Source organism: Microbacterium sp. NPDC058389 (genome assembly GCF_042722305.1).
Taxonomy (GTDB): domain Bacteria; phylum Actinomycetota; class Actinomycetes; order Actinomycetales; family Microbacteriaceae; genus Microbacterium.
In genome coordinates, this window is record NZ_JBHXJQ010000016.1 from 36,939 (window position 1) to 61,047 (window position 24,109).

23 protein-coding genes are annotated in these 24,109 nt (G+C 71.2%); 15 read left to right on the forward strand and 8 right to left on the reverse strand.

Features of this window, described 5'->3' with window-relative positions; genetic code table 11:
• Nucleotides 1-81 precede the first annotated feature (81 nt).
• From ACFWJ8_RS17465 to ACFWJ8_RS17480, 4 genes are read left to right on the forward strand one after another with little or no spacing between them, the layout of a single operon-like run.
• Complete coding sequence (locus ACFWJ8_RS17465; RefSeq protein ID WP_378813931.1) at nt 82-1,284, forward strand: Gfo/Idh/MocA family protein; 1,203 nt, start codon at nt 82-84, stop codon at nt 1,282-1,284.
• Nucleotides 1,281-1,973: a ThuA domain-containing protein gene (locus tag ACFWJ8_RS17470; RefSeq protein ID WP_378813933.1), complete on the forward strand. Its 693-nt coding sequence runs from the start codon at nt 1,281-1,283 to the stop codon at nt 1,971-1,973. The genes ACFWJ8_RS17465 and ACFWJ8_RS17470 overlap by 4 nt, the downstream gene beginning before the upstream one ends.
• Entirely contained in the window at nt 1,970-3,076 is a 1,107-nt protein-coding gene (locus tag ACFWJ8_RS17475) for a Gfo/Idh/MocA family protein (RefSeq protein WP_378813934.1), read from the forward strand. Before ACFWJ8_RS17470 ends, ACFWJ8_RS17475 begins: the two co-directional genes overlap by 4 nt.
• On the forward strand, nt 3,073-4,578 hold the full coding sequence (locus ACFWJ8_RS17480) for an alpha-N-arabinofuranosidase (RefSeq protein ID WP_378813936.1): 1,506 nt from the start codon (nt 3,073-3,075) through the stop codon (nt 4,576-4,578). Before ACFWJ8_RS17475 ends, ACFWJ8_RS17480 begins: the two co-directional genes overlap by 4 nt.
• A gap of 87 nt (nt 4,579-4,665) precedes the next feature.
• On the opposite strand, the gene ACFWJ8_RS17485 is transcribed toward ACFWJ8_RS17480, so the two are convergent.
• Genes ACFWJ8_RS17485 through ACFWJ8_RS17500 form a run of 4 tightly spaced genes read right to left on the reverse strand, consistent with a single transcriptional unit; the run spans nt 4,666 to nt 10,150 of the window.
• On the reverse strand, nt 4,666-6,963 hold the full coding sequence (locus ACFWJ8_RS17485) for a glycoside hydrolase family 3 N-terminal domain-containing protein (RefSeq protein ID WP_378813938.1): 2,298 nt from the start codon (nt 6,961-6,963) through the stop codon (nt 4,666-4,668).
• Nucleotides 6,960-7,826 (reverse strand): carbohydrate ABC transporter permease, encoded by an 867-nt coding sequence (locus ACFWJ8_RS17490; protein ID WP_378813940.1) that lies wholly within the window; start codon nt 7,824-7,826, stop codon nt 6,960-6,962. The genes ACFWJ8_RS17485 and ACFWJ8_RS17490 overlap by 4 nt, the downstream gene beginning before the upstream one ends.
• Nucleotides 7,823-8,848, reverse strand: coding sequence for a carbohydrate ABC transporter permease (locus tag ACFWJ8_RS17495; protein WP_378813941.1), 1,026 nt, complete (start codon nt 8,846-8,848; stop codon nt 7,823-7,825). Before ACFWJ8_RS17495 ends, ACFWJ8_RS17490 begins: the two co-directional genes overlap by 4 nt.
• 12 nt (nt 8,849-8,860) lie before the next feature.
• Nucleotides 8,861-10,150: an ABC transporter substrate-binding protein gene (locus ACFWJ8_RS17500; RefSeq protein ID WP_378813943.1), complete on the reverse strand. Its 1,290-nt coding sequence runs from the start codon at nt 10,148-10,150 to the stop codon at nt 8,861-8,863.
• A gap of 173 nt (nt 10,151-10,323) precedes the next feature.
• Between ACFWJ8_RS17500 and ACFWJ8_RS17505 the strand changes: the two genes are divergently transcribed.
• A complete protein-coding gene (locus ACFWJ8_RS17505; protein ID WP_378813945.1) occupies nt 10,324-11,319 on the forward strand; it encodes a LacI family DNA-binding transcriptional regulator in 996 nt (331 codons plus the stop codon).
• A gap of 9 nt (nt 11,320-11,328) precedes the next feature.
• Here the strand turns inward: ACFWJ8_RS17505 and ACFWJ8_RS17510 are convergent, their stop codons facing one another.
• The gene (locus ACFWJ8_RS17510; protein ID WP_378813947.1) at nt 11,329-12,492 is read right to left on the reverse strand and encodes an ROK family protein; all 1,164 of its coding nucleotides are present in this window, start codon (nt 12,490-12,492) and stop codon (nt 11,329-11,331) included.
• Entirely contained in the window at nt 12,489-13,547 is a 1,059-nt protein-coding gene (locus ACFWJ8_RS17515; RefSeq protein ID WP_378813949.1) for a LacI family DNA-binding transcriptional regulator, read from the reverse strand. The genes ACFWJ8_RS17510 and ACFWJ8_RS17515 overlap by 4 nt, the downstream gene beginning before the upstream one ends.
• A gap of 151 nt (nt 13,548-13,698) precedes the next feature.
• Here ACFWJ8_RS17515 and xylA point away from each other — a divergent pair, with 151 nt between their 5' ends.
• From xylA to ACFWJ8_RS17540, 5 genes are all read left to right on the forward strand, one after another.
• Nucleotides 13,699-14,886: a xylose isomerase gene (xylA, locus tag ACFWJ8_RS17520; protein ID WP_378813951.1), complete on the forward strand. Its 1,188-nt coding sequence runs from the start codon at nt 13,699-13,701 to the stop codon at nt 14,884-14,886.
• A gap of 111 nt (nt 14,887-14,997) precedes the next feature.
• Nucleotides 14,998-16,302: a xylulokinase gene (locus tag ACFWJ8_RS17525; protein ID WP_378813953.1), complete on the forward strand. Its 1,305-nt coding sequence runs from the start codon at nt 14,998-15,000 to the stop codon at nt 16,300-16,302.
• A gap of 79 nt (nt 16,303-16,381) precedes the next feature.
• Entirely contained in the window at nt 16,382-16,735 is a 354-nt protein-coding gene (locus ACFWJ8_RS17530) for a hypothetical protein (protein ID WP_378813955.1), read from the forward strand.
• Nucleotides 16,736-16,767: 32 nt separating this feature from the next.
• Nucleotides 16,768-17,616, forward strand: coding sequence for a transposase (locus tag ACFWJ8_RS17535; protein WP_378813957.1), 849 nt, complete (start codon nt 16,768-16,770; stop codon nt 17,614-17,616).
• Between the two features lie 49 nt (nt 17,617-17,665).
• On the forward strand, nt 17,666-18,448 hold the full coding sequence (locus tag ACFWJ8_RS17540) for a GTP pyrophosphokinase family protein (protein ID WP_378813959.1): 783 nt from the start codon (nt 17,666-17,668) through the stop codon (nt 18,446-18,448).
• A 211-nt stretch (nt 18,449-18,659) separates the two neighbouring features.
• Here ACFWJ8_RS17540 and ACFWJ8_RS17545 read toward each other — a convergent pair whose 3' ends face one another.
• The gene (locus ACFWJ8_RS17545; RefSeq protein ID WP_378813961.1) at nt 18,660-19,250 is read right to left on the reverse strand and encodes a TetR/AcrR family transcriptional regulator; all 591 of its coding nucleotides are present in this window, start codon (nt 19,248-19,250) and stop codon (nt 18,660-18,662) included.
• A 64-nt stretch (nt 19,251-19,314) separates the two neighbouring features.
• Here ACFWJ8_RS17545 and ACFWJ8_RS17550 point away from each other — a divergent pair, with 64 nt between their 5' ends.
• The 3 genes from ACFWJ8_RS17550 to ACFWJ8_RS17560 are packed head-to-tail and all read left to right on the forward strand — an operon-like array spanning nt 19,315 to nt 22,159.
• A complete protein-coding gene (locus tag ACFWJ8_RS17550) occupies nt 19,315-20,445 on the forward strand; it encodes an ABC transporter permease (RefSeq protein WP_378813963.1) in 1,131 nt (376 codons plus the stop codon).
• Nucleotides 20,446-20,483: 38 nt separating this feature from the next.
• A complete protein-coding gene (locus tag ACFWJ8_RS17555) occupies nt 20,484-21,686 on the forward strand; it encodes a cation:proton antiporter (RefSeq protein WP_345546274.1) in 1,203 nt (400 codons plus the stop codon).
• A complete protein-coding gene (locus tag ACFWJ8_RS17560; RefSeq protein ID WP_378813965.1) occupies nt 21,683-22,159 on the forward strand; it encodes a glutaminase in 477 nt (158 codons plus the stop codon). The genes ACFWJ8_RS17555 and ACFWJ8_RS17560 overlap by 4 nt, the downstream gene beginning before the upstream one ends.
• A gap of 1 nt (nt 22,160) precedes the next feature.
• On the opposite strand, the gene ACFWJ8_RS17565 is transcribed toward ACFWJ8_RS17560, so the two are convergent.
• Nucleotides 22,161-22,901, reverse strand: coding sequence for a GMP synthase (locus ACFWJ8_RS17565; protein ID WP_378813967.1), 741 nt, complete (start codon nt 22,899-22,901; stop codon nt 22,161-22,163).
• A gap of 123 nt (nt 22,902-23,024) precedes the next feature.
• On the opposite strand from ACFWJ8_RS17565, the gene ACFWJ8_RS17570 reads away from it, so the two are divergent.
• Both ACFWJ8_RS17570 and ACFWJ8_RS17575 read left to right on the forward strand, forming a co-directional pair.
• Nucleotides 23,025-23,642 (forward strand): RNA polymerase sigma factor, encoded by a 618-nt coding sequence (locus tag ACFWJ8_RS17570; protein ID WP_378813969.1) that lies wholly within the window; start codon nt 23,025-23,027, stop codon nt 23,640-23,642.
• Nucleotides 23,632-24,099 (forward strand): hypothetical protein, encoded by a 468-nt coding sequence (locus ACFWJ8_RS17575; RefSeq protein ID WP_378813971.1) that lies wholly within the window; start codon nt 23,632-23,634, stop codon nt 24,097-24,099. Before ACFWJ8_RS17570 ends, ACFWJ8_RS17575 begins: the two co-directional genes overlap by 11 nt.
• Nucleotides 24,100-24,109: the final 10 nt, after the last annotated feature.

Sequence of the window (24,109 nt, forward strand, 5' to 3'; positions counted from 1 at the left end):
GCACGGCCGCTGTTTTGCGCAAGATTCTCGCGGGCCGATGGGCTCGGTGGCATCGTCGGTGCCTGGAAAGGGCTCCCCACGATGACGACGACGACATCGCCGCTGCGGATCGCACTGATCGGCACCGGCTTCATGGGCCGCATGCACACGCAGGCCTGGCGCACCGCCCCGCGCTTCTTCGACCTCCCGTACGAGCCGGTGCCGGCACTGGTGGTCGGCCGCCGCCCCGACGCGACCGCCGAGTTCGCCGCACGGCTGGACTGGCCCGAGCACGCCGTCGACTGGCGTGACGCGGTCGAACGCGACGACATCGACGTGATCGACATCTGCACGCCCGGCGACACGCACGCTGAGATCGCGCTGGCCGCGCTCGCCGCGGGCAAGCACGTGCTGTGCGAGAAACCGCTCGCGAACTCGGTCGCCGAGGCGGAGGCGATGGCGGATGCCGCCACCCGCGCCTCGGGCGTCGCCATGTGCGGCTTCAGCTACCGCCGCACGCCCGCGCTCGCCCTCGCGAAGGAGCTGATCGCCGACGGACGGGTCGGCGAGATCCGCCATGTCCGCGCGCAGTACCTGCAGGACTGGCTGAGCGATCCCGACGCGCCCCACACGTGGCGCATGGACCGCGACCGTGCGGGCTCGGGTGCGCTCGGCGACATCGGCGCGCACTCGATCGACTCCGCACAGTGGCTCGCGGGCCAGAGCATCGACGCTGTGTCGGCCGTCATGCGCACGTTCGTCACGTCCCGCCCGCGCCGGGGCGCCGTCGAGGGCCTGGGCGGCGTCGCCGCCGATCCGGCCGACCGCCTCCCGGTCACCGTCGACGACGCGGCCGCGTTCACGGCGCGCTTCGACGGCGGTGCGCTGGGCGTCTTCGAGGCCACCCGCATGGCGACCGGGCGCCGCAACGCCAACCGCATCGAGATCTCGGGCGACCGCGGCGCCGTCGCGTTCGACTTCGAGCGCATGAACGAGCTCGAGGTCTACGACGCCGCGGCCGACGCGGCGCAGGGATTCCGCCGCGTGCAGGTGACCGAGGCGCGGCATCCCTACGCCGGAGCGTGGTGGCCCGCGGGCCACGGGCTCGGGTACGAGCACCTGTTCGCCCACCAGGCCGTCGACTTCGTGCGCGCCGTGGCCGGCGAGATCCCCGTCTCGCCCACGTTCGCCGACGCGGCGCAGGTGCAGCGCGTGCTCGCCGCCGTCGAGCGCAGCGCCGGGCACGACAGCATCCTCACCCCGGTGGCACCCGCCGTCGGTCACTCCGAAGGGACCCCCGCATGACCCGCACCGCCCTCGTCGTCCGCGGCGGATGGGACGGCCATCAGCCCGTCGCGGCCACCGACCTGTTCATCCCGTTCCTCCGCGACAGCGGGTTCGACGTGACGATCGAGGACGACCCGCAGGTGTACGCCGACGCGGACCGCATGGCCGCGACCGACCTGGTGCTGCAGTCCGTCACGATGTCGCAGGCGTCGCACGAGGCGATCCGCGGCCTGCGCGACGCGGTCGCCGCCGGGACCGGCTTCGCGGGGTGGCACGGCGGGATCGCGGACTCGTTCCGGTCGAGCTCGGACTACCTGCAGCTCGTGGGCGGCCAGTTCGCGACTCACCCGTCGAAGCACCCCGACGAGGTCCACGGCGCACCCACCGACAACTACCTCGAGTACACCGTCGAGCTGACCGACCTCGGCCGCGGGCACGAGATCATGGCCGGGATCGACGACTTCCCGCTCACCACGGAGCAGTACTGGGTGCTGCACGACGACCTCAACGACGTGCTGGCCACGACCACCCACCCCGTGCAGCCGTACCACCCGTGGCACCGGCCGATCGTGTCGCCCGCGGTGTGGACGCGCGAGTGGGGCGCCGGACGTGTCTTCGTGTCGACGCCGGGGCACAGCGTCGACGTGCTGCAGGACGACAACGTGCGCACCATCATCCAGCGCGGACTGCTGTGGGCGGCGCGGTGACGGGCGTCGAGCCGACCGCCGTCGGCATCGTCGGTCTCGGCGTCATCTCGGGGCAGTACCTCGCGACGCTCGCCGAGGCGTCGGGCATCCGCATCGCCGCGGTCGCCGACCTCGACGCGTCGCGGGCGCGCGCGGCGGCCGACGCGCTGCCCGGGTGCCGGGCGCTCACGACGGACGAGCTGGTGGCCGACGACGGCATCCACGCGGTCCTGAACCTCACGATCCCCGCCGCCCATGCGGACGTCGCGCTCGCGGCCATCGCGCACGGCAAGGACGTGTACGGCGAGAAGCCGCTGGCGGCCACGTTCGCCGACGCCCAGCGCGTGATGGATGCCGCCACCGCCGCCGGCGTGCGGGTCGGGGGAGCACCCGACACCGTGCTCGGCACCGGCGTGCAGACGGCGCGCGCCGCGATCGACGACGGACGCATCGGGCAGCCGGTGTCGGCGTCGGCGACATGGATCTCGGCGGGCCACGAGTCGTGGCATCCCCAGCCGGACTTCTACTATCGCGAGGGCGGCGGACCGCTGCTCGACATGGGGCCGTACTACGTGACCTCGCTCGTGCAGCTGCTGGGGCCCGTCATCGCCGTGTCGGGCGCGGGCTCGCGCTCGCGCGACGTGCGCGTGATCGGCGCGGGCCCCCGCGCCGGCGAGCGGATCGCCGTCGAGGTCGACACCCACCTGGCCGGCATCCTGCATCACGCCTCCGGCGCGATCTCCACCGTGACCATGAGCTTCGACGGCGTGCGCTCGACGGCCCAGCCCATCGAGGTGCACGGCGTCGACGGCTCGCTCGTCGTGCCCGATCCCAACGGCTTCGCCGGCGACGTGCGCCTTCACGAGGGGGGTGGCGAGTGGCAGACCCTCGAACCGTGGGCGGGCTATGTCGACGCCGGTCGAGGCATCGGGCTCGTGGACCTCGCCCGCGCCGCGGACGGTTCCGACGGCCGCGCGAGCGGCGCCATGGCGCTGCACGTGCTGGAGATCATGACCGCGCTCGCCGCATCCGCGGCCTCCGGCATCCGCGAACCGCTCCGCACCACCGTGGAGCGCCCCGCCCTCGTCCCCCTCACCCCCGCAACGACCTGGAGAAGCCTGTGACCACGGCCCGCGCCGTCATCGATCTCGACGTCCCCGGAGACGTCATCAGCCGCCACCTGTACGGGCACTTCGCCGAGCACCTCGGCCGCTGCATCTACGGCGGATTCTGGGTCGGCGAGGACTCGCCCCTGCCGAACGTGCGCGGCATCCGCTCCGACGTCGTCGACGCGCTGCGCGCGCTGGGCATCCCCAACCTGCGCTGGCCGGGCGGCTGCTTCGCCGACGACTACCACTGGCGCGACGGCATCGGTCCGCGCGAGAGCCGGCCGACCATGGTGAACACGCACTGGGGCGACGTCGTCGAGAACAACCACTTCGGCACGCACGAGTTCATGGACCTGTGCGACCTGCTCGGCGCCGACGCCTACGTCAACGGCAACGTCGGCAGCGGCACCGTGCGCGAGATGAGCGAGTGGGTCGAGTACCTCACGCGCGACGGGGACTCGCCGATGGCGCGCCTGCGTCGCGAGAACGGTCGTGATGAGCCCTGGACCGTGCCCTTCTGGGGCATCGGGAACGAGGCGTGGGGCTGCGGCGGCAACATGACCGCGCAGCAGTACGCGCTCGAGGCGCGTCGCTACGGCACGTACTGCCGCGACCACGGCGGCAACAAGCTGTACCGCATCGCGGCCGGCGCGTCGGACGACGACGTCGCGTGGACGCGCGCGCTCATGGAGTCGCTCGGATGCCTCACCTGCGGCTCGAACCCGACGCCGGTGTTCCAGGGGGTGTCGTTCCACTACTACTCGCACGCCGGATCGGGCATCAACACCGAGTCGGCGACAGAGTTCTCGCCCGAGGAGTTCTACGGCACGATGCGCAAGGCGCTCGATGTCGAGCGCGTCATCCGCCGCCACGAGGCCGTCATGGACTCGTACGACCCCGACCGCAAGGTGGGGCTCGTCCTCGACGAGTGGGGCACGTGGTGGAACGTCGAGCCCGGGACGAACCCCGGGTTCCTGTTCCAGCAGAACACCGTCCGCGACGCGCTCGTCGCCGCCGTGCACTTCGACGCGTTCCACCGGCACGCCGGCCGCCTCAAGATGGCGAACATCGCGCAGACCCTCAACGTGCTGCAGGCGATGATCCTCACCGACGACTCTGGCGCCATGGTGCTCACCCCGACCTACCACGTGTTCGAGATGAACCGCGGCCACCACGACGCGACGGCCCTCGCCGCCCATGTGCTGCAGACGCCGGTCGCCGCCGACGACGTGCCGGGGCTGTCGGTGTCGGCCTCGACGCGCGACGGCGGCGCCCTGGTCTCGCTGTCGAACCTGTCGCTGGACGAGGCGCTCGAGGTGAAGGTCGACCTGCGCGGCCGGCCGGCCGCCGTGCGCCGCGCCCGTGTGCTGACGGGGGAGGATGCCGCCGCGCACAACACCCCCGAGGCGCCCGACGCCGTGGCGCCCGTGGCGCTGGAGACGTCGGTGGATGCCGGCGTGCTGACGGTCACCCTGCCGCCGCACTCGTTCGCGACGGTGGAGCTCGACCTGGCGTAGACCTCGCCACGACGCCACGAGGGCCCGGTGCGCAATGCGCACCGGGCCCTCGTGTTCCGGATGGATGCCTCGGCCCGGGTGTTCGCGTCAGCGCGGTTCGCGGACCAGCGGTGTGACGCTCGCCGTCGCGACCCGGGGGGAGTCGGCGGTGACCGCGTGCGTCGTGCCCGTGAGCTCGATCCGGGTCTCGGTCTCTCGTTCGGCGCACGACGGCCCGACCCACAGCTCGACGGCGCCGGGCTCGACGATGCGACGGCCGTCGCGTCCGGTGAAGGCGAGGCGGGTCGCGGGGACGTCGAAGGTCACGACCGTCGACTCGCCCGGGGCGAGCGTCACACGCTGGTACGCGAGCAGCTGCGCGACCGGCCGTGTCACCGAGGCGACGACGTCGCGCGCGTAGAGCTGCACGACGTCGGTGCCGGTCCGATCGCCCGTGTTCGACACCCGCACCCGGGCGACGACGGTTCCGCCCGTGGCGGCATCCGAGGCCTCGAGGTCTTCCCGGGCGAACGTCGTGTACGTGAGGCCGTGACCGAACGGGAGCGCGGGGGTGTTGTCGGCGCTGGTGATCTCGGTCGGGCCGCCGAGCACCGGGTGCAGGTACGTGTACGGCTGTGCACCCGCGGAGCGCGGCAGGGACACGGGCAGCCTGCCCGAGGGCGCCGCCGCGCCCGACAGGATGCGCGCGATCGCGGGGCCGCCCTCTTCGCCGGGGAAGAACGCCTGGATCACGGCGGCGGCGGCCGTCGGGCCCTCCAGCATCCATCCGATCGCGTACGGCCGGCCCGAGACGACGACCACCGCGGTCGGAGTGCCGGTCGCGACGACCGCCTCCACGAGCGCACGCTGTGCTCCCGGCAGTTCCAGGTCGTCGACGTCGTTGCCCTCGCCGACCGTGCCCCGGCCGAACAGGCCCGCTCGGTCGCCGACGACGACGATCGCCGCCTCTGCGCGTGCGGCCGCCTCGGCCGCCGCGGCGATTCCCGCGGTGTCGAGGTCCTCCACGTCACAGCCCCGCTCGAGCACGATCGAGGCTTCCGGCAGCTCGGCGCGCAGCGCCTCCGCCACGGTCGGGATGTCGAACCCGAGCGGCGTGCCGGGGTGATGGGCGAGCACGTGGTTGGCGAACGAGTAGCAGCCCATCAGCGACTCGGCCGCGTCGGCGTTCGGTCCGATCAGCGCGACCGACCGGGGCGCGGCGAGCGGCAGCATCCCGTCGTTTCGCAGGAGCACGATCGACTCCTCGGCAGACCGGCGGGCGAGTGCCCGCAGCTCGGGGCTGTCGAGCGCCACGTCCGTCGGGGGCGCCGAGTCGTCGTCGTCGAGCAGCCCGAGCTCCTCCTTCTGCGCGAGCACGCGCAGCACGGCGCGGTCCACATCGGCCAGGCCCTGCGGGTCCGTGGCGAGCCGCTCTCGGAGCGGCCCGACGAAGGCGTCGCCTGTCGGCAGCTCGATGTCGATGCCGGCCCGCAGCGCCAGGAGCGCCGCCGCGCCGAGGTCCTCGGCGACACCGTGCAGGGCGTGCAGGAACGCGACGGAGAAGTAGTCGGCGACGACGGTGCCGTCGAAGCCCCAGTCCTCCCTCAGCAGCGAGGTGAGCAGCTCGGGGTTGGACGCCACCGGCACACCGTCGATCTCGGCGTACGAGTTCATCACCGATCGCACGCCGCCGTCACGGACCGCCATCTCGAACGGCGGCAGGACGACGTCCTGAAGGCGCCGGCGGCCCATGTGCACCGGGGCGTGGTTGCGCCCGGCCTGCGAGGCCGAGTAGCCCGCGAAGTGCTTCAGCGTGGCGTGCACGCCGGCGGACTGGAGGCCGCGCACGTAGGCGGTGCCGATCGTCCCGACCACGTACGGGTCCTCGGCGATGCACTCGTCGACGCGGCCCCAGCGGGGGTCCGTCACGACGTCGAGCACCGGGGCGAGCCCCTGGTGGATGCCGAGCTCCGACATCGAACGACCGATGGCCTCGCCGATCTGCTCCGTCAGCTCCGGGTCGAACGCCGCGCCCCACGCCAGCGGTGTGGGGAAGGTCGCGGCCTTCCACGCGGCGAGGCCGGTCAGGCACTCCTCGTGGACGATCGCCCCGATGCCCAGGCGTGAGCGCTCGCGGAGCCGCCGCTGCTCGCCCCACAGCCACGCCGCCCGCTCCGCGGGATCGACAGGGCGGGTGCCGTAGACGCGGGTCAGATGCCCGATCCCGTGCACCGTCGCCTCGTCGTACCCGGTGGAGGTCACCATCTCGCCGGCCATCGGCGCGACGACCTCGTCGCCCTGGTCGACCCAGTAGCCCACGAGCTGCGCGAGCTTCTCATCCAGCGTCATCTGGGCGTGCAGCGCACGCACCCGCTCCGAGACGGCGGGCAGGTCCACGCCGCTCATCCCTTGACCGCCCCGGTGAGCCCGCCGACGATGCGGCGCTCGAAGAGGCTGAAGAACACCAGCGCGGGGATCATCGACAGCGACGTGAACGCCAGCACCTTCGCGGTGTCGACGGAGTACTGCGACGAGAACGCCTGCACCCCCAGAGGCAGTGTGAACGATGCGTTGTCGTTCAGGATGAACAGGGGCAGCAGATAGCTGTTCCAGCTGCCGATGAACGCCAGGATGCCGACGGTGATGACACCCGGGACCGCGAGCGGCACGACCATGCGCCAGAAGAAGCCCAGGCGGCTGCATCCGTCGATGAAGGCCGCCTCCTGGATCTCGTCGGGGATGGCGCGCAGGAACGGCACCAGGATGATGATCGTCGTGGGCAGGGCGAACGCGATCTGCGGCAGGATGACGCCGCCGAGCGAGTTGATCAGCCCGAGGTTGCGCACGACGATGTACAGCGGCGTGATGGCCACCGTGATCGGGAACATGAGCCCGGCGGCGAACAGCGCGTAGAGCGCGCCGCGGCCGCGGAACGAGTACCGTGCGAGCACGTAGCTGGCCATCAGGCCCAGCACGATCACGCCGACGGTGGTCGCCACGGCCACGATGGTCGAGTTCAGCACCAGCATCCAGAACGTGCCCTCGGTGAGCACGCCGATGTAGTTGGTGAGCACCCACGGGTCGGGCAGGCCGGCCGGATTCGTCGTGATCTGCGAGTTCGTGCGGAAGCCGCCGACGATGATGTAGATGACGGGGCCGAGCATCAGCGCGATCACCACGAGGGCGACGAAGTACACGGCAGGGGTGCCGGTCCGCATCCGCGGAGATCGGAGCTTGGTCGGCGCGGCGGTCGCCACGGCGGCGGTCATCGGTCGGTCCTTTCGGTGAGCGCGCCCGCGGTGTCGCGCCGCAGCACGAAGCGCTGGTAGATCAGGGCGACGATGAGGGAGATGAGGAAGATCACGACGGCGACGGCGTTGCCGTAGCCGAAGTTGCCGGCGTTGCGGCCGTTGGCCACCATGTAGGTCGCCATCGTGGAGGTGCCGGCGACGGAGGCCACGTACTGGCCCCAGATGATGTAGACGAGATCGAACAGCTGCAGGGCGCCGATGATCGAGAGGAACGCCCAGATCCGAAGCGTCGGTCCGAGCAGCGGGATCGTGATGCGCCGCTGGATCTGCCAGTAGCTCGCGCCGTCGATCGCGGCCGCCTCGTAGAGCTCCTCGGGGATGCCCTGGAGGCCCGCCAGGAACAGGATGACCGCGAAGCCCACGTACTTCCACGTGAGGATGGCGATCAGCGTCCAGATGGCGATGCTCGGGTCGGACAGCCAGTCGCGCGTGAACTGCTCGAGGCCGAGGTTCTCGAGGAGGCCGTTGAGGGCGCCGTTGGTGGCGAGCATGAGGCTGAAGCCGGTGCCGACGACCACCTCCGCGATCACGTAGGGCACGAAGATCAGCACGCGGATGACCGACTGCCCGCGCATCTTGCGGTTGAGCAGGAGCGCCAGCAGCAGGGCGACCGGTCCCTGGATCACCAAGGACATCACCACGATGAAGGCGTTGTGGCCGAGCGCCTCCTGGAAGTCAGGATCGGTGACGATCGTGACGTAGTTCTTGAGGCCGATGAAGTCGGTCGCGGGTCCGTAGCCGTGCCAGTTGAAGAACCCGTAGTACGCCGCCATGACGACGGGGAAGATGACGAAGCCCAGGAAGAGCAGCACGGCCGGTCCAGCCAGTACCGCGACCTCCAGACGGCCCGACCAGCCCATCCCACGGCGTCGGCGGCGCGGCGGCGCCGAGGGCGGCGGCGTGACGCCACCGCCCCCGGCGCGCTGCGCGAGATCCGTCTCCGGGCGATCGTCCGTCTTCGGTGTCTCGCTCGTGTACATGCGGAGTGTTCCTCAGCCCTTCGCCCCGGCCGCGTTGGCGGCCTCGATCAGCTGCTCGGGCGAGCTCTGTCCGGCGAGCATGTCGACGACGGCGACGTTGAGCGCGTTGCCGACGTTCTGGCCCAGCACGGTGTCGAGCCACTGCGAGACGAACGGCGCCTTGTTGTAGGCCTCCAGGATCTGCTTCAGGTACGGCTCGCTCACCTCGGCCTGCGCGGCCGTGTTGACCGGCGGGGAGTTGAACGCCTTGTAGTACGCCGTCTGCTGGGCGTCGGAAGCGACGAAGTTGAGGAAGTCCACGCACTCCTTCGGCGCCTGCGCCGAGCAGGAGTAGCCGTCGACGCCGCCCATCATCGAGCCGGGCTCGCCCTTGCCGCCCGGGACCTCCGGGAACGGGTACCAGGCGAGGTCAGGAAGCGGCTTCTCGTCAGGAGTGAGGGATGCGATCACACCCGGGTCCCACGCGCCCATCAGCTCTCCACCGGCCTGGTGGTTCGCCACGAGACCGGCCGAGCTGCCCGCGCCCTGCTGGGCGGACGTCGTGAGGAAGCCGTCGTTGAACGGCTCGGTCGCAGCGAAGTCCTCGAGGTCCTGCGCGGCCTTGAGCCAGCAGGGGTCGCTGAAGTCCTTCGAGTCGCCCGTCTCCTCCATCGTCTTCGGGGCGCACTCGCGCAGCGAGAACCAGTAGAACCAGTGCGCGGCCGGCCAGGCGTCCTTCGCACCGAGGGCGAGCGGAGCCACGCCCGTGGCCTTCAGCTTGTCGTTGGCGGCGACGAGCTCGTCGATCGTGGTGGGGTTCTCCGTGACGCCCGCGGCGGTGTAGAGGTCCTGGCTGTAGAAGATGCCGCCGGGCAGCACCGACAGCGGCATGGCCCACACCTTGTCCTGGTAGGTCTCGGCCTTGAACGAGCCCTCGGAGATGTTCTCCTTCGCCTCGCCCTCGATCTTGCCGGTGAGGTCCGTGAGCTGGCCGGCCTGGACCATGGCGACCATCTTGCCGCCGCCGCGCTGCAGGAAGATGTCCGGCGGGTCGCCCGCGTTGAGCGAGGTCTGGAGCTTGCCGTCCATGTCCTCGTTCTGGATCGACTGCATCTTGATCGTGACGTCGGGGTTGTCCTTCTCGAACGCGGCGATCGCGTCCTTCCAGAACTGCTGCCCCGGGCCCGTCGTCGAGTTCTGCCACAAGGTCATCTCGACCTTGCCGTCGCTGTTCCCGTCGGAGCCGCCGGCGCTGCAGCCGGCGAGCGCGAGCGCGCCGACGACAAGTGCTGCCGAACCCGCGAGGATTCTCTTGCCCTTCATGTGATTCCCGTTCTCTTCTTCGAGGAGCACCTCCGCTTCGGGGTGCCGGTAGTCCGCGCGATCGGGCCGCGCTTCGCTCGGCGTGCGGTCCGAGCGAGAAAAGTCTGTGACCGCAACAAATACCTTGTCAAACGTTTTCAATAACGGTTTCGATGCCGTTATGCTTTCGAAACATGAGCCGCCGACCCACCATCACGGATGTCGCCGCCGCCGCCGGCGTGTCGGTGGCGACGGTCTCCAAAGCTGTCAACGGACGGTACGGCGTGGCCAGCGAGACGGTCGATCGGGTCCTCGCCGTCGTCGCCGAGCTGGGGTACGAGTCCAGCCTCATCGCGAGCAGCATGCGCTCACGCACGACCGGGGTCATCGGCGTGCTCGTTGCCGACTTCGAGCCGTTCAGCGCAGAGATCCTGAAGGGCGTCGGCCAGGCCCTTCGCGCCACGCGCTACGACCTGCTCGCCTACTCCGGCTCGCACGGCGCGGCCGAGGGATGGGAGCGACGCTCGCTGTCGCGGTTGAGCGGCACACTCATCGACGGCGCGATCATGGTCACGCCCACCGTGGTGAACGTCGGCACCGAAGTGCCCGTCGTCGCCATCGATCCCCATACCGGGCCCGCCGATGTGCCGACGGTCGAGTGCGACAGCTACGGAGGCGCTCTGCAGGCCACCCGGCATCTCGTCGAGCTGGGGCACACCCGCATCGGCTTCATCGCGGGCCGGCGCGATCTGCGATCGTCGATCGCGCGCGACGCCGGCTACCGCCGGGCGCTCACGGATGCCGGCATCCCGATCGACCCCGCGTTCGTCGGGTCGGGAAGCTACCGGCCCGACGCCGTGCGCATCGCGGCGCTGGAGATGCTCCGCCGGGCCGAGCGGCCGACAGCCATCTTCGCGGCGAACGACATCTCGGCCCTGGAGATCATGAAGGTGGCCTCGGAGCTCGGACTGGACGTGCCCCGTGACCTCTCGGTCATCGGGTTCGACGATGTGCCCGAGGCGGCGAAGGCGACCCCGGCGCTGTCGACGGTGCGTCAGCCGATGCAGACGCTCGGCGCCGAGGCCGCCCGGCTGCTGCTGTCGCTCATGGACGGTGAGCGCCCGGCCCTCACCCACGTCAAGCTCCCGACGCGCCTCGTGCCGCGCGACACGACGGCACCGCCGGAGTGAGGGGCGGGCTCAGGTCGGCGTCGCGCCCGCCGGGTCGCGCAGCAGCTCGGCGAACGCGGCTTCGGCCGCCCCGATGAGCAGGCGGTCTTCCGCAAGCGCCGCAGAGCGGATCTCGAGGTCTTCTCCGTTGGCGTGCATGGTCTGCGCGACCACGGCGCGCGTGAGAGCGTCCGGGTCGTCGGCGGCGAGCATCGCGAGGAAGCCGCCGAGCACGACGACCGCGGGGTTGAGCACGTTGACCGCATTGGCGAGGGCGGTGCTGAGGATGCGTCGCTGGCGGGCGATCTCGTCGGCGACGTCGGCGGAGCGCGTCGTGCGCAGGAGGCGCGCCAGCTCGGGCTCGTCGGCGTTCTCCCGCCCCAGGACGGCGAGGAGCCGCGCCTGGCTCACTTCGTCTTCGAGCACGCCGTTGCTCGCCCGCCTGTCGTCGTTCGACGCGATCCCCGGCCGGTTCTGCCCGAACTCGCCCGAGTAGCCCGAGGCTCCTGCGACGGGCATGCCGTTGACGATCAGGCCGCCGCCGATGCCGCTCGCCCCGCCGTTGAGGTAGACGATGTCGTCCACGCCGCGCGCCGCCCCGAACAGGTGCTCGGCGACGACGCCGAGGCCGGCGTCGTTGCCGACCACGGTGTGCAGCCCGGTGGCGGCCTCCACCATCTCGCGTAGTGCGATATCGGTCCACTTCAAGTGCGGGGCATCCCGTACCAGACCGTCGGCGGCGCGCACGAGTCCGGGGACGGCGATCCCGATGCCGGCCAGGGCGAGCTCGCCGGCGCCCTCGTCCCGCTGGAGCTCGATGTACTCGGCGATCAGCTCCGTCGTGCGCTCCGGGCTGACGAGGCCGGTCATCTCGACCCGCCGCCGTCGGCTGACGCGTCGGTCCAGACCCACCGTGGCGATAGTCACGGCGTCCACCTCGGGGTTGACGGCGATCGCGGCGACGCGCGGGTGCGGAGCGACCAGCGGCGACGGGCGGCCGACGCGGCGGCTGGGGTCCGGTGCGTGCTCCTCGACGAGTCCGAGCGAGACGAGATCTCCGACGAGATCGGCGATCGTCGAACGGTTGAGATTCGTCGCGCCCGTCAGCGTCGCGCGCGAGACGGGGCCTTCCAGATGAACGATGCGCAGGAGGCGCGACAGGTTCGCCTGGCGGCTGCCGACGGGCTCGTTCATACCCTCACTGTAGGGGCGAGTCGCGGCGTCGCGTCCGATGAGGATCCTCCGGTGCGCGGCGGGGCCGTGCTCTCGCGGATCACCAGATGTGTCGCGAGGTCCATGCGCAGGGTGTCGGGGGTGGCGTCGTCGGCCAGGCGCAGGGCGAGGCGCGCCGCCTCCTCTCCCATGCGGCGCAGCGGCTGGTGCACGGTCGTCAGCTGCGGGCTCATCCAGCGGGCGAGGGCGATGTCGTCGTAGCCGACCACGGAGAGATCGTCGGGGACCCGCAGCCCGGCCGCCGACGCGGCGGCGATGACCCCGAGGGCCTGCAGATCGCTGCCCGCGAAGATGGCCGTGGGGCGCTCGTCGAGCGCGAGGAGCTCGCGCGCCGCCGACTCGCCACCGTCGGGGTGGAAGTCTCCGAACCGGATCAGCTCGGGGTCGACGGGCAGGCCGGCCGCGGTCATGGCGGACCGGTAGCCGTCGACGCGGGCGAGCGAGCACATCATGTCGTCGGGGCCTGTGATCGCCGCGATGCGGCGGTGCCCCAGGTCGATGAGGTGGCGGGTGGCCATCACCCCGCCGGACCAGTTCGCCGATCCCACCGACGGCACGTCGGGCGACGGATCACCGGCCGGATCGACGATCACCAACGGGATCCGCTGCGCGCGCAGCTTGTCCCGCAGGCGCTCGGCGATGTCGGAGAAGACCAGGACGACGCCGACCGGGCGCCGGCGGAGCACGCCGTCAATCCAGTCGGCGCCGGGGGTGTGGCGATCGCCGCTCACCGTGAGCACGACCGACAGCCCTGCGGCGTGAGCGACCTCCTCCACGCCTTCGATCACCTCCATCGACCAGCTCGGCTCCAGCTCGTGGAAGACGAGCTCGATGAACTCGCTGCGCCGCTTGCCGACGCGTCGCGTGTAGCCGTGCCGCGCCAGTGCGCGCTCGAGCCGGGACCGCGTCGCGGGCGCGACGTCGGTGCGCCCGTTGAGCACCTTGGACACCGTCGCGAGCGACACGCCCGCCTCGGCGGCGATCGTCGCCAGCGTGATCCGGGAGGCCTCCGTCATGCGTCCGAGAGTAGCGCCGAAACTGTCGGGCGCCGGGGCGAGAAACCGAGGGCTCGTACCGCTCGATGCGTTGCGGGTGCTGCTGGACGCGGCATCCATTCTGGTATAGGTTGTCGTCAGCAACATTTACTGCCCGCCGCAAAGGAGCGTCATGCCCACCCCCACTCGCGCCGACAAGTTCTCGTTCGGTCTCTGGACCGTCGGCTACAACGGCACAGACCCCTTCGGCGGGCCGACCCGGCCCGCCCTCGACGTCGTCCACGTCGTCGAGAAGCTCTCGGAGCTCGGCGCCTACGGCCTCACCTTCCACGACGACGACCTGTTCGCCTTCGGCTCGACCGACGCCGAGCGTCAGTCGCAGATCGACCGTCTGAAGGGCGCGCTCGCCGACACCGGCCTCATCGTGCCGATGGTGACGACGAACCTCTTCTCGGCCCCCGTCTTCAAGGACGGCGGCTTCACGGCCAACGACCGCGACGTGCGCCGTTACGCCCTGCGCAAGGTCTTCCGCCAGCTCGACCTCGGTGCCGAGCTCGGCGCGAAGACGTTCGTGATGTGGGGCGGCCGCGAGGGAGCCGAGTACGACTCGGCCAAGGACATCCGCGCGGCGCTGGAGCGCTACCGCGAGGCCGTCAACATCCTCGGCGACTACGTCACCGACAAGGGCTACGACATCCGCTTCGCGATCGAGCCGAAGCCGAACGAGCCCCGCGGCGACATCCTGCTGCCGACGCTCGGCCACGCGATCGCGTTCATCGACTCGCTCGAGCGCCCCGAGCTCGTCGGCCTCAACCCCGAGGTCGGCCACGAGCAGATGGCGGGCCTCAACTTCGCCGCCGGCATCGCCCAGGCGCTGTACCACGGCAAGCTCTTCCACATCGACCTCAACGGCCAGCGCGGCATCAAGTACGACCAGGACCTCGTGTTCGGCCACGGCGACCTGCACAACGCGTTCGCGCTCGTCGACCTGCTCGAGAACGGCGGCCCCGGCGGTGTGCCCGCATACGAGGGTCCGCGCCACTTCGACTACAAGCCGTCGCGCACCGAGGACGAGAAGGGCGTGTGGGAGTCCGCGGCGGCCAACATGCGCACGTACCTGCTGCTCAAGGAGCGCGCCGCCGCCTTCCGGGCCGACCCCGAGGTGCAGGAGGCGCTCGCCGCGGCGAAGGTGCCCGAGCTGTCCACCCCGACGCTCAACCCGGGGGAGACGTACGACGAGTTCCTCGCCGACCGTTCGGCCTATGAGGACTTCGACGCCGACGCGTACCTGGGCGGCAAGGGCGGCGGCTTCGTCCGCCTGCAGCAGCTCGCGACCGAGCACCTGCTCGGCGCCCGCTGAGCCGCCCCACCGTCACCGCTCACCGAGACAGGGGATTCGCGCCGAGACCCGGGGTCATACCCTCGGTCCCGTGCGGGATCCCCTGTCTCGCCCGTTACCCAAGGAGCATCCGTGGCACTGGTCATGGGAGTCGACTCGTCGACGCAGTCCTGCAAGGTCGTGATCGTGGATGCCGCGACCTCCGCCATCGTCCGGCAGGGGCGTGCCTCGCACCCGGACGGCACCTCGGTCGATCCCGAGGCCTGGTGGACCGCGCTGCAGGCCGCGATCGCGGACGCCGGCGGCCTCGAGGACGTCGAGGCCTGGGCCGTCGGCGGCCAGCAGCACGGCATGGTCGCGCTCGACGCCGACGGCCGGGTCGTGCGCGACGCGCTGCTGTGGAACGACACCCGCTCGGCGGGTGCTGCCGCCGACCTCGTCGCCGAGTTCGGCGCCGACGAGCTCGCGCGGCGCACGGGCCTGGTGCCCGTGGCATCCTTCACCATCACCAAGCTCCGCTGGCTGCGCGACGCCGAGCCCTCCAACGCCGCGCGCGTCGCGGCCGTCGCCCTGCCGCATGACTGGCTCACGTGGCGGCTGCGCGGCTTCGGTCCCGCCGGCGCGTCACCCCGGGGCCCTGTGCTCGACGAGCTCATCACGGACCGGTCGGATGCCTCCGGCACCGGCTATTGGAACCCCGCCGACGGCTCGTACGACCGGGAGCTGCTGGTCGCGGCCCTCGGCCATGACGTCGTCCTTCCCCGGGTGCTCGGACCGGACGAGTCGGTTTCGGACGCCGACGGCCGACGCGTCGGCGGCGGTGCCGGCGACAACGCCGGCGCGGCGCTCGGCCTCGGTGCCGGCCCGGGCGACGTCGTGGTGTCGATCGGCACGTCGGGCACCGTCTTCGCGGTGAGCGAGCAGCGCACGATCGACCCCACGGGCACGGTCGCCGGCTTCGCCGACTGCACCGGCCGGTTCCTGCCCCTCGTCGCGACGCTCAACGCCGCGCGCGTGCTCGACGCGATCTCCCGCGTGCTGGGTGTCGACCACGCCGAGCTGTCGCGCCTGGCGCTGGCTGCGGGACCGGGGGCAGCGGGCCTCGCGCTCGTGCCGTACTTCGAAGGCGAGCGGACCCCGAACCTTCCGGATGCGACCGCATCGCTCACCGGCATGACCCTCGCCTCGACGACCCGCGAGAACCTCGCGCGCGCCGCGGTCGAGGGCATGCTGTCGGGGCTCGCCGCGGGACTGGAGGCGCTGCGCGGGCTCGGTGTGCCGCTCGAGCGCGCGCTGCTGATCGGCGGAGGCGCGCAGTCCGAGGCGGTGCGGCAGATCGCATCACTGGTCCTGGGCCTCGCCGTCGAGGTGCCCGAACCCGGAGAGTACGTGGCGCTCGGCGCAGCGCGGCAGGCGGCGTCGGTTCTCGCGGACTGAGGCCCCGCATCCGTCTGCCCGCGAGAAATGGGCAGAACTGCCGATGTATCGGCGGGCTCTGCTGTCGCATCTTCTGTATATGGACGCTGCGATGCTCGCCGGGACGGTCTCGACCGTGCTGTTCGCCGCGGCCAACCTGCCGATGCTGGTGAAGGCGGTGCGGTCGCACGACCTGCGGTCGTACAGCGCGAGCGCCCTGATCATGGGCAACCTCGGCAACCTCGTGTACACGTTCTACGTGGTGAGCCTGCCGTTCGGCCCGATCTGGGTGCTGCACGGGTTCTACCTCGTGACGATGGCGCTCATGCTGGTGCTGTACGCCGTGTCGGCGCGGGCGCGGCGCGTCAGAGATTCAGGAGAATCCTCGCCGTCCGTGCCTGCCGTCCCGCGGGAATCCGGGGGAGTCGGCGCCGGTCGCACGCGGATCTCCTGAGTTCTCGACGAGATCGGGAGAGAATGCGGTCTATGGATGCCGCAGCCGAGGGCGATGGCGAGCTCGACGAGATCGCGGCCGAGCTGTATGCCCTGCCCCCGGCCGAGTTCACGGCGGCCCGCAATGCGCGGGCGGCGGCATCCGATCCCGCGCTCGCCAAGCAGGTGAAGGCGCTGCGCAAGCCGTCGGTCGCGGCGTGGGCGGTCAACCTCCTCGCCCGTGACGGACAGCTCGCCGATGCCGTCGAGCTGTCGGCGGCGCTGCGCGAGGCGCAGGACGACCTCGACGCCGCGGAGCTGTCGCGGCTCGGGGCGCAGCGGCGCCAGCTCGTCGCTGCGCTCGCGAAGCAGGCGGTGGGGCTCGCCTCGAACGCCGGGGTCTCGCTCAGTGCGGCCGCGCGCGACGAGACCGAGAAGACGATCAATGCGGCGGTGATGGATGCCGCAGCCGCCGCTGCCGTGCTCACGGCGCGCCTCGTCACGACGCTCGAGGCGGGCGACATCGACCCCGCCACGCTCGCCGACGCCGTCGGCGGGTCGCTGCCGGGCGCGGTCGAGCCGGCCCCGCGGGACGACCTCGCCGAACGCCGTGCCCGCAAGGCGGCGGAGAAGGCGGCCCGCGAGGCGGAGCGCCTGGCGAACGAAGCCGAGCGCGAGCTCGCGCGCGTCGACGCGCGCCGCGCGAAGGCCCAGGAGCGCGTCGACCATGTGCGCGAGCGCATCGATGACCTGCGCCGCGACCTCGCCACGCTCGAGGCCGACGCCGCGACGGCCGAGCAGAAGCTCGATGCCGTGGCGCGCGAGCATGCCGAGGCCGCGGCGCGCGCCCGGGCGGCCACCCAGGAATCCGACCGCGCCAGACGCGTGCTCGACGACGAGTGATCCACCGCTTCACAGGACTCTCGTAGGCACCCTCCCTACGGTGGAAGGCATGGCGACTCCTGCTCCGCTGGTGCCCGCGACGACGGCAGACGAGGGAGAGATCACGGTCTCGGCGGCCGAGCTGCGCGAGCTCCGCGACGAGCTGCAGCGATTCATGATGGAGTACCGCTTCGGCCTGCAGGAGGTCGAGACGAAGATCGGCATCCTGCGCGACGAGTTCCTGCTGACGCACGACTACAACCCGATCGAGCACGTGTCGAGCCGCGTCAAGTCGCCCGACAGCCTCGTCGAGAAGGTGCAGCGCAAGGGCATCGACGGCGACTTCGACTCGATCCGGCGCAACATCACCGACATCGCCGGCATCCGCGTGACCTGCAGCTTCACGGCCGACGTCTATCGCCTCTTCGACCTGCTGACCGCGCAGGACGATGTGCGCGTCCTGCAGGTGAAGGACTACATCGCCGAGCCCAAGGCCAACGGGTACAAGAGCCTGCACGCGATCCTCGAGGTGCCGGTGTTCCTGTCGACAGGGCGCATCGACGTGCCGGTCGAGGTGCAGTTCCGCACCATCGCGATGGACTTCTGGGCGAGCCTGGAGCACAAGATCTACTACAAGTACGCGACGCGCGTGCCCGACGAGCTGCTCGAGAGCCTCAAGGACGCCGCCGTCACCGCAGCCGAGCTCGACGCCCGCATGGAGCGCCTGCACCGCCAGATCCGCGGTGCCGCCGCGCCCACCGCATCGGCGGTGACGGTCCGCGAGATCACGGCCGCTCCCGAGCCGGATGCCGACGCCCCCGGCCACGGCGACACCGGAGTGCGCGAGGTCTGACGACCCCGAGCGCCCGCGACCGCCCGGTCGCTGACAAGCGTCCCGCTCGCCCCGACCACCCGGTCGCCGACCGCCCGGGAGCTGACGGACGTCCCGCTCGCCCGCGCCCGCGACCACCCGGTCGCCGACCGGCGTCGCGCTCGCCCGACCACCCGGTCGCTGAACGAGCGTCAGCGAGACGAAGCGTGGCGCTCGAACCCGGACCGACTCCTCAGCTCTCCAGCACCGTGATGGCGCTGGCGATGTAGTCGTCGACCTCGCGGGGGCCGAAGACCGCCACGTTCGCGATGTACCCCTGCGCCAAGGCGGCGATGGACCGGGCCGCGGTGGCGGCGAGGGCCGCGGCGTCCTCTTCGCTCGCCGTCTGCGTCGCCGCCCACGGGCCGATCGCGATCTCGAGCGAGCCGCGCAGGCGGCCTGCCGTGGTCAGGAGCTGCTCCTGCAGGGCCGGCTCGACCATCGCCTCGCCCCAGAACTGGAGTACGAGCGAGGCCTTGAGCCCGGCTTCGTCGAACACGCCGAGCATCCCGCGGAGGGCGTCGCGAGGCGGGAGGATGTCGCCCCGTGCTCCTGCCGCTTCGAGCCCGTCGATGCGGGGGAGCAGGAATCGCCCGACGATGTACCGGGCCAGCTCGCCCTTGTTCGTGAAGTGCGAGTAGATCGCGCCGGTGGACAGGCCTGACTCCTCGACGATGTCGGCGATCGACGTGTCGCGCACGCCCTTGCGCTCGAGGCAGCGCAGTGCCGCGCGGGCGATCTCGTCGCGTCGCGCCTCCCGATACTCCTCTGACACCTTCGGCATGGAAACAGAATAGCGATTCTGTTATTCTCCAAAACAGAATCATCATTCTTTTTAGGAGGACGCGATGAGCATTCATCGTGCAAGCGCGGGCGAGCAGGCGCCCGCCCGCCCCACCAAGTGGATCGTCGCCGCGGCGTTCGGCCTGCTCGGATCGCTCATCGTCGCGGTCGTCGTGATGGCGTTCGTGTGGCCCGCCGCCACGTCGCAGGCGCAGAATCTGCCCGCCGGCATCAGCGGACCGGACGAGGCCGTCAGCGCCGTCGAAGACAAGCTGGCCGAGCAGGATCCGGCACCGTTCATCCTGTCGACCGTCGACGATCGAGACGACGCCGTGAACAAGATCGAATCCCGCGAGCTCTACGGCGCGATCCTGCTGGGCGACAAGCCTGAGGTGCTCATCGCGACGGCGGCGAGCCCCGTCGCCGCCCAGGCGCTGCGCGGCGTCGCGACGCAACTGCAGGCGCAGATCGACACCGCCGCGAAGACGGCGCTCACCGACCAGCTGACCGCGATCGTCGGGGCGCTCAAGTCGGGGCAGGTCCCTCAGCTTCCGCCCGGGGCCACCGACGGCGCGGCACCCGAGATCCCGACCGTCACGGTCACCGACCTCGTGCCTCTGGCCGACGGCGACAAGACCGGTGCCGGTCTTGCGGCATCCGTCTTCCCGATGGTGCTCGGCGGCATGCTCGGGGGCATCGTGCTGACGCTGCTGGTACAGGGTGTCGTCCGGCGGCTGGTCGGACTCCTGGTGTTCGGGATCGCCGCCGGCGCGCTGATCGCCCTCGTGATGCAGACGTGGTTCGGCATCCTTGCGGGGGACTGGCTGCTGAACGCCGCCGTGCTCGGGCTGGGGGTGAGCGCGACCTCCGCCCTCATCGTCGGCCTCGCGGCGTTGATGGGACCTCCCGGCATCGCGGTCGGCGCGGTCATCACGATGTTCATCGCCAACCCGATGGCCGGAGCGGCCACGCCGCCGCAGTTCCTGCCTGAGCCGTGGGGTGCGGTCGGTCAGTTCTTCGTGCCGGGCGCGTCCGCGAACCTGCTGCGATCGGTCATGTACTTCCCGGATGCTCCGACCGCACCCCAGTGGATCATCCTGGGATGCTGGTTCGCCGGCGGCGTGATCCTGGCGCTCCTCGGCCACTACCGCAACCGGGCCGAGCTCACGCCGCCCCCGCGGCAGCTGGAGGCCTGACGCCGGAGGGGCGGCGGGTGCCTCGCTAGTCTGTTCGCGTGGAAGAGCTGCACCCGCTGACCCTGCTGTTGATCCCGCTGCTGGCGGTGCTGGCGCCGCTGCTCGCTCGCGGTCTCGGGCGCTGGGTGCGCATCCCGGTGGTCGTGTTCGAGCTCGTCCTGGGCATCCTCGTCGGACCCTCCGTGCTCGGCTGGGCGACAGCGAACGGGTTCGTCGACACGCTCTCGGAGTTCGGACTGGCGATGCTGTTCTTCGTCGCGGGCACCGAGATCCAGTTCTCGTCCTTCCGGGGCCGACTCGGCAAGCGGGCCTCGCTCGGCTGGCTCATCAGCCTCGTCGTGGGTGTCGCGGCCGGCTTCGTGCTCGCTCCCGGCGAAGCGGCGATCGTCATCGGCGTGGCGCTGTGCTCGACCGCGCTCGGCACGCTGCTGCCGATCCTCCGGGATGCCGGCGAGCTGCGCACCCCGTTCGGCCAGGCTGTGGCCGCGATCGGCGCCGTCGGCGAGTTCGGGCCCCTGATCGCCATCTCGCTGTTCCTCGGCGGACGTGACCTGGGGGTGGCCACGATCGTGCTCGTCGCCTTCGCGATCATCGCGGGGTTCGCGATCTGGCTGGCGGCGAAGCTGCCGCAGGGAGCCCTGCACGAGTTCGTCAGCTCCACCCTGCACACCTCGGGGCAGTTCGCGATCCGCGTCGTCCTGCTGATCCTCGCCGCACTCGTGGTGCTGAGCATCGTGTTCGACCTCGACATGCTCCTCGGCGCGTTCACGGCCGGCATCATCTGGCGGCTCCTCATGCGCGACGCGTCCGAACACGACCGCGAAGCCGTCGAGAGCAAGATCGAGGGCGTCGCGTTCGGCTTCCTCGTGCCGATCTTCTTCATCTACACCGGCATCACGTTCGATCTGAAGTCGCTCATCGAGCAGCCCGTCCTGTTCCTCCTCGTGCCCGTCGTGCTGGTGATGCTGTTCCTCGCGCGCGGCCTGCCGTCGATGCTCGCCGCGCCCGAGGGCTCGACGCGTCGTGATCGCCTGTCGATCGCGCTCCTCGGCGCGACCGGGCTGCCGATCATCGTGGCGGTCACCGCGATCGGCGTCGACGAGGGCATCCTCACGACGAGCCAGCAGACCGTGCTCGTGGCGGGCGGAATGCTCTCGGTGCTGCTGTTCCCGCTCATCGGGATGTCGATCCGCGGCGAGAAGCTCCAGGCATCGCCGACCCTGCAGGACGACATGGCGTGAACGCACGCGATCTGATCGACGGCGCCAGGGCACGCCTGGGCGAGGCCGGCGCTCCGCGCGAGGCGCTCGGTGAACTGGTCGTGCCGCGGCGCATCCTCGGACTGGCGCGGGCCCCGCGCATAGAGCGTCGGGGCTCGGCGTGGCACCTGGGTGCGCTGCTGCTCACGGACGATGCGGTCCTCGCGACCGGCGACATCGTCCGCGCACGCCAGGAGGCACGCCGCGGCTACACCGCCGAATCGCAGCGGCAGCGCTCCGAGCTCGCCGCCGCCGCGCACCGGGGCGGATTCGCCGAGGGAGAGACGGTGCACATCGGCTGGCACGCACTGGACCCCTCGATCCCGGAGGCGCCGCTCGCGCTGCACGACGGCATCCCGAGCATCCGCTGGAGCGTCTCCGGCGCCCTCATGCCGCTCGAGGCGTATCTCGCCGAGCGCGTGGCGCTGCTGCTCGACCCGCCCGCCGGGGCGTGAGTCAGCCGGCGAAGTGCGTCGCGAACGCGCGCAGCAGCCGGGCGGGTTCCGTGATGGATGCCGCCAGCACGCGCCCCGCGATGGCGTCGTAGTCGCTCGACTCGAAATAGCCGTCGTCGCGGTACACGGCCATGCGCTCGGTGAACGCCCTCGCGGTCGGCTCAGGGTGGAACTGGGTCGCGTAGAGGCGGTCGCCGACGCGGTACGCCTGGACGGGGCATCCCTGGTTCCGCGCGAGCAGCACGGCACCGGCCGGGAGGGTCTCGGTGCCCTCCTTGTGGGCGGTCAGGGCGGTGAAGCGGTTCGCGAGGCCGCCGAACAGCGGGTCGGAGGCGGCGTCGGGCGTCAGGTCGATCGCGACGGGTCCGGTGTCTTCGGGGAAGGCGCGGCTCACGGTGCCGCCCAGCGTGCGGGTCGCGATGCCGATGCCGTAACAGGTGAACAGGGCCGCCGGGCCGTCGCCGGGGGCGGTGTGCTCGGCGATGCGGGCGAGGTCCGCTTCGAGGCGGCGCTGCGCGTCGGTCTTGGTCGACTCGGGGTCGGCGACGTTGAACGGGCTGCCACCGATGACGAAGCCGGCGTACCGCTCGAACGCGCCGTCGGGGAGGGGCTCGCGCACCAGATCGTGCCGGTCGAGCGCGCCCTCGTCGAGGTGCATGGCGGTGCGGAACGACTCGTACTCGGCGGCGGCCGCGCCCAGCTGCGGGCGCACGCAGACGTAGAGGAACGCGGCGGACGTCATGCCCGAATTCTAGGCGGCGGGGCCGTCGCGCGGCGAGCGCGGCGGCATCCGGAGAAATTCGCTGCATCGATGTATCAAGAACCCTCTATCGCGCTCGGGCATGGTGTGGACAGAATTGGCGCTATGACGCAGCCGGGCGCCGAAGCATCCGTCGACTCCGTGGAGCCGGCGCGATGGGAGCGCGCGGCTGCGCTGTTCGTACGCTGGCGCGAGGGCGACAGCCGTGCGATGGATGAGCTCGTGCGTCTCATGACCCCGCCGCTCTGGCATGTCGTGAGGGCGTACGGGCTCGATCATGCGCTGGCGCAGGACGTCGTGCAGACGACGTGGCTGACGCTCGTGCGCCGTCACGAGACCATCAACGACCCGCTCGCGGTGTCGGGATGGCTCACGATGTGCGCGCGCCGTGAGGCGTGGCGGGTCGGCAAACAGCATCGGCGAGCCGATGCCACGGAGGCCGAGTCGCTCGAACCGCACCTTCCGGTCCACGAATCCGCCGAGCAGACGGCCGCGCACGACGACGAGACCCGTCGTCTGTGGGACGCGGTCGGCACGCTCAACGACCGATGCCAGCGCCTGCTGCGGATCGTCGCGTTCGAGGACCGTCCCGACTATGCCCGCATCGCCGAAGATCTCGCGATGCCGGTCGGGTCCATCGGACCGACTCGCCAGCGCTGCCTCGCTAAGCTCCGCGCCGTACTCGAGGGCGACGGATGGAGAGGTGATCACGATGGAGACTGAGGACTTCGCGGCCGATGCCGCGCTTTTCGCACGCATGCGCCGCATGTGGGAGGACGTCGATCCGGTGCCCGCCGACCTCGTCGACCGGATGGTCGCCGCCGTCGCGGTCGAGGATCTGTCACGCGAGTACGCCCTGCTGACGCTCGTCGAGGGAACGCTGTCCGCCGTGCGGGGCGAGAGCGACACCGCGACCCTGCAGTTCAGCGACGGCACGACGAGCGTGCTCGTGCACGTGACCGCCACCGAGGGCGGCGGTCGTCGCGTGGACGGATGGGTGGATGCCACGGCCCTCGCGATCCGCCTGATCCAGGGCGACCGCGAATGGGCCACGGACCCGGGCGAGCACGGACGGTTCGCCTTCGACGAGGTCACGCCAGGGGTGGCGCGACTACGTCTTGTCGTGCGCGACGCCGACGGTGCGCTGCGCGACTTCCAGACCCCGCAGTTCGAGGTCTGACGCAGTTTCG

What these genes read in the sequence shown, in the direction of transcription:
- ACFWJ8_RS17465 (WP_378813931.1), top strand. Translation starts at nt 82, where the DNA reads ATGACGACGACGACATCGCCGCTGCGGATCGCACTGATCGGCACCGGC.
- ACFWJ8_RS17575 (WP_378813971.1), top strand. Translation starts at nt 23,632, where the DNA reads ATGGAGACTGAGGACTTCGCGGCCGATGCCGCGCTTTTCGCACGCATG.
- ACFWJ8_RS17530 (WP_378813955.1), top strand. Translation starts at nt 16,382, where the DNA reads ATGGACGCTGCGATGCTCGCCGGGACGGTCTCGACCGTGCTGTTCGCC.
- xylA (WP_378813951.1), top strand. Translation starts at nt 13,699, where the DNA reads ATGCCCACCCCCACTCGCGCCGACAAGTTCTCGTTCGGTCTCTGGACC.
- ACFWJ8_RS17545 (WP_378813961.1), bottom strand. Translation starts at nt 19,250, where the DNA reads ATGCCGAAGGTGTCAGAGGAGTATCGGGAGGCGCGACGCGACGAGATC.
- ACFWJ8_RS17515 (WP_378813949.1), bottom strand. Translation starts at nt 13,547, where the DNA reads ATGACGGAGGCCTCCCGGATCACGCTGGCGACGATCGCCGCCGAGGCG.
- ACFWJ8_RS17490 (WP_378813940.1), bottom strand. Translation starts at nt 7,826, where the DNA reads ATGACCGCCGCCGTGGCGACCGCCGCGCCGACCAAGCTCCGATCTCCG.
- ACFWJ8_RS17505 (WP_378813945.1), top strand. Translation starts at nt 10,324, where the DNA reads ATGAGCCGCCGACCCACCATCACGGATGTCGCCGCCGCCGCCGGCGTG.
- ACFWJ8_RS17550 (WP_378813963.1), top strand. Translation starts at nt 19,315, where the DNA reads ATGAGCATTCATCGTGCAAGCGCGGGCGAGCAGGCGCCCGCCCGCCCC.
- ACFWJ8_RS17540 (WP_378813959.1), top strand. Translation starts at nt 17,666, where the DNA reads ATGGCGACTCCTGCTCCGCTGGTGCCCGCGACGACGGCAGACGAGGGA.
- ACFWJ8_RS17470 (WP_378813933.1), top strand. Translation starts at nt 1,281, where the DNA reads ATGACCCGCACCGCCCTCGTCGTCCGCGGCGGATGGGACGGCCATCAG.
- ACFWJ8_RS17570 (WP_378813969.1), top strand. Translation starts at nt 23,025, where the DNA reads ATGACGCAGCCGGGCGCCGAAGCATCCGTCGACTCCGTGGAGCCGGCG.
- ACFWJ8_RS17485 (WP_378813938.1), bottom strand. Translation starts at nt 6,963, where the DNA reads ATGAGCGGCGTGGACCTGCCCGCCGTCTCGGAGCGGGTGCGTGCGCTG.
- ACFWJ8_RS17535 (WP_378813957.1), top strand. Translation starts at nt 16,768, where the DNA reads ATGGATGCCGCAGCCGAGGGCGATGGCGAGCTCGACGAGATCGCGGCC.
- ACFWJ8_RS17510 (WP_378813947.1), bottom strand. Translation starts at nt 12,492, where the DNA reads ATGAACGAGCCCGTCGGCAGCCGCCAGGCGAACCTGTCGCGCCTCCTG.
- ACFWJ8_RS17495 (WP_378813941.1), bottom strand. Translation starts at nt 8,848, where the DNA reads ATGTACACGAGCGAGACACCGAAGACGGACGATCGCCCGGAGACGGAT.
- ACFWJ8_RS17500 (WP_378813943.1), bottom strand. Translation starts at nt 10,150, where the DNA reads ATGAAGGGCAAGAGAATCCTCGCGGGTTCGGCAGCACTTGTCGTCGGC.
- ACFWJ8_RS17565 (WP_378813967.1), bottom strand. Translation starts at nt 22,901, where the DNA reads ATGACGTCCGCCGCGTTCCTCTACGTCTGCGTGCGCCCGCAGCTGGGC.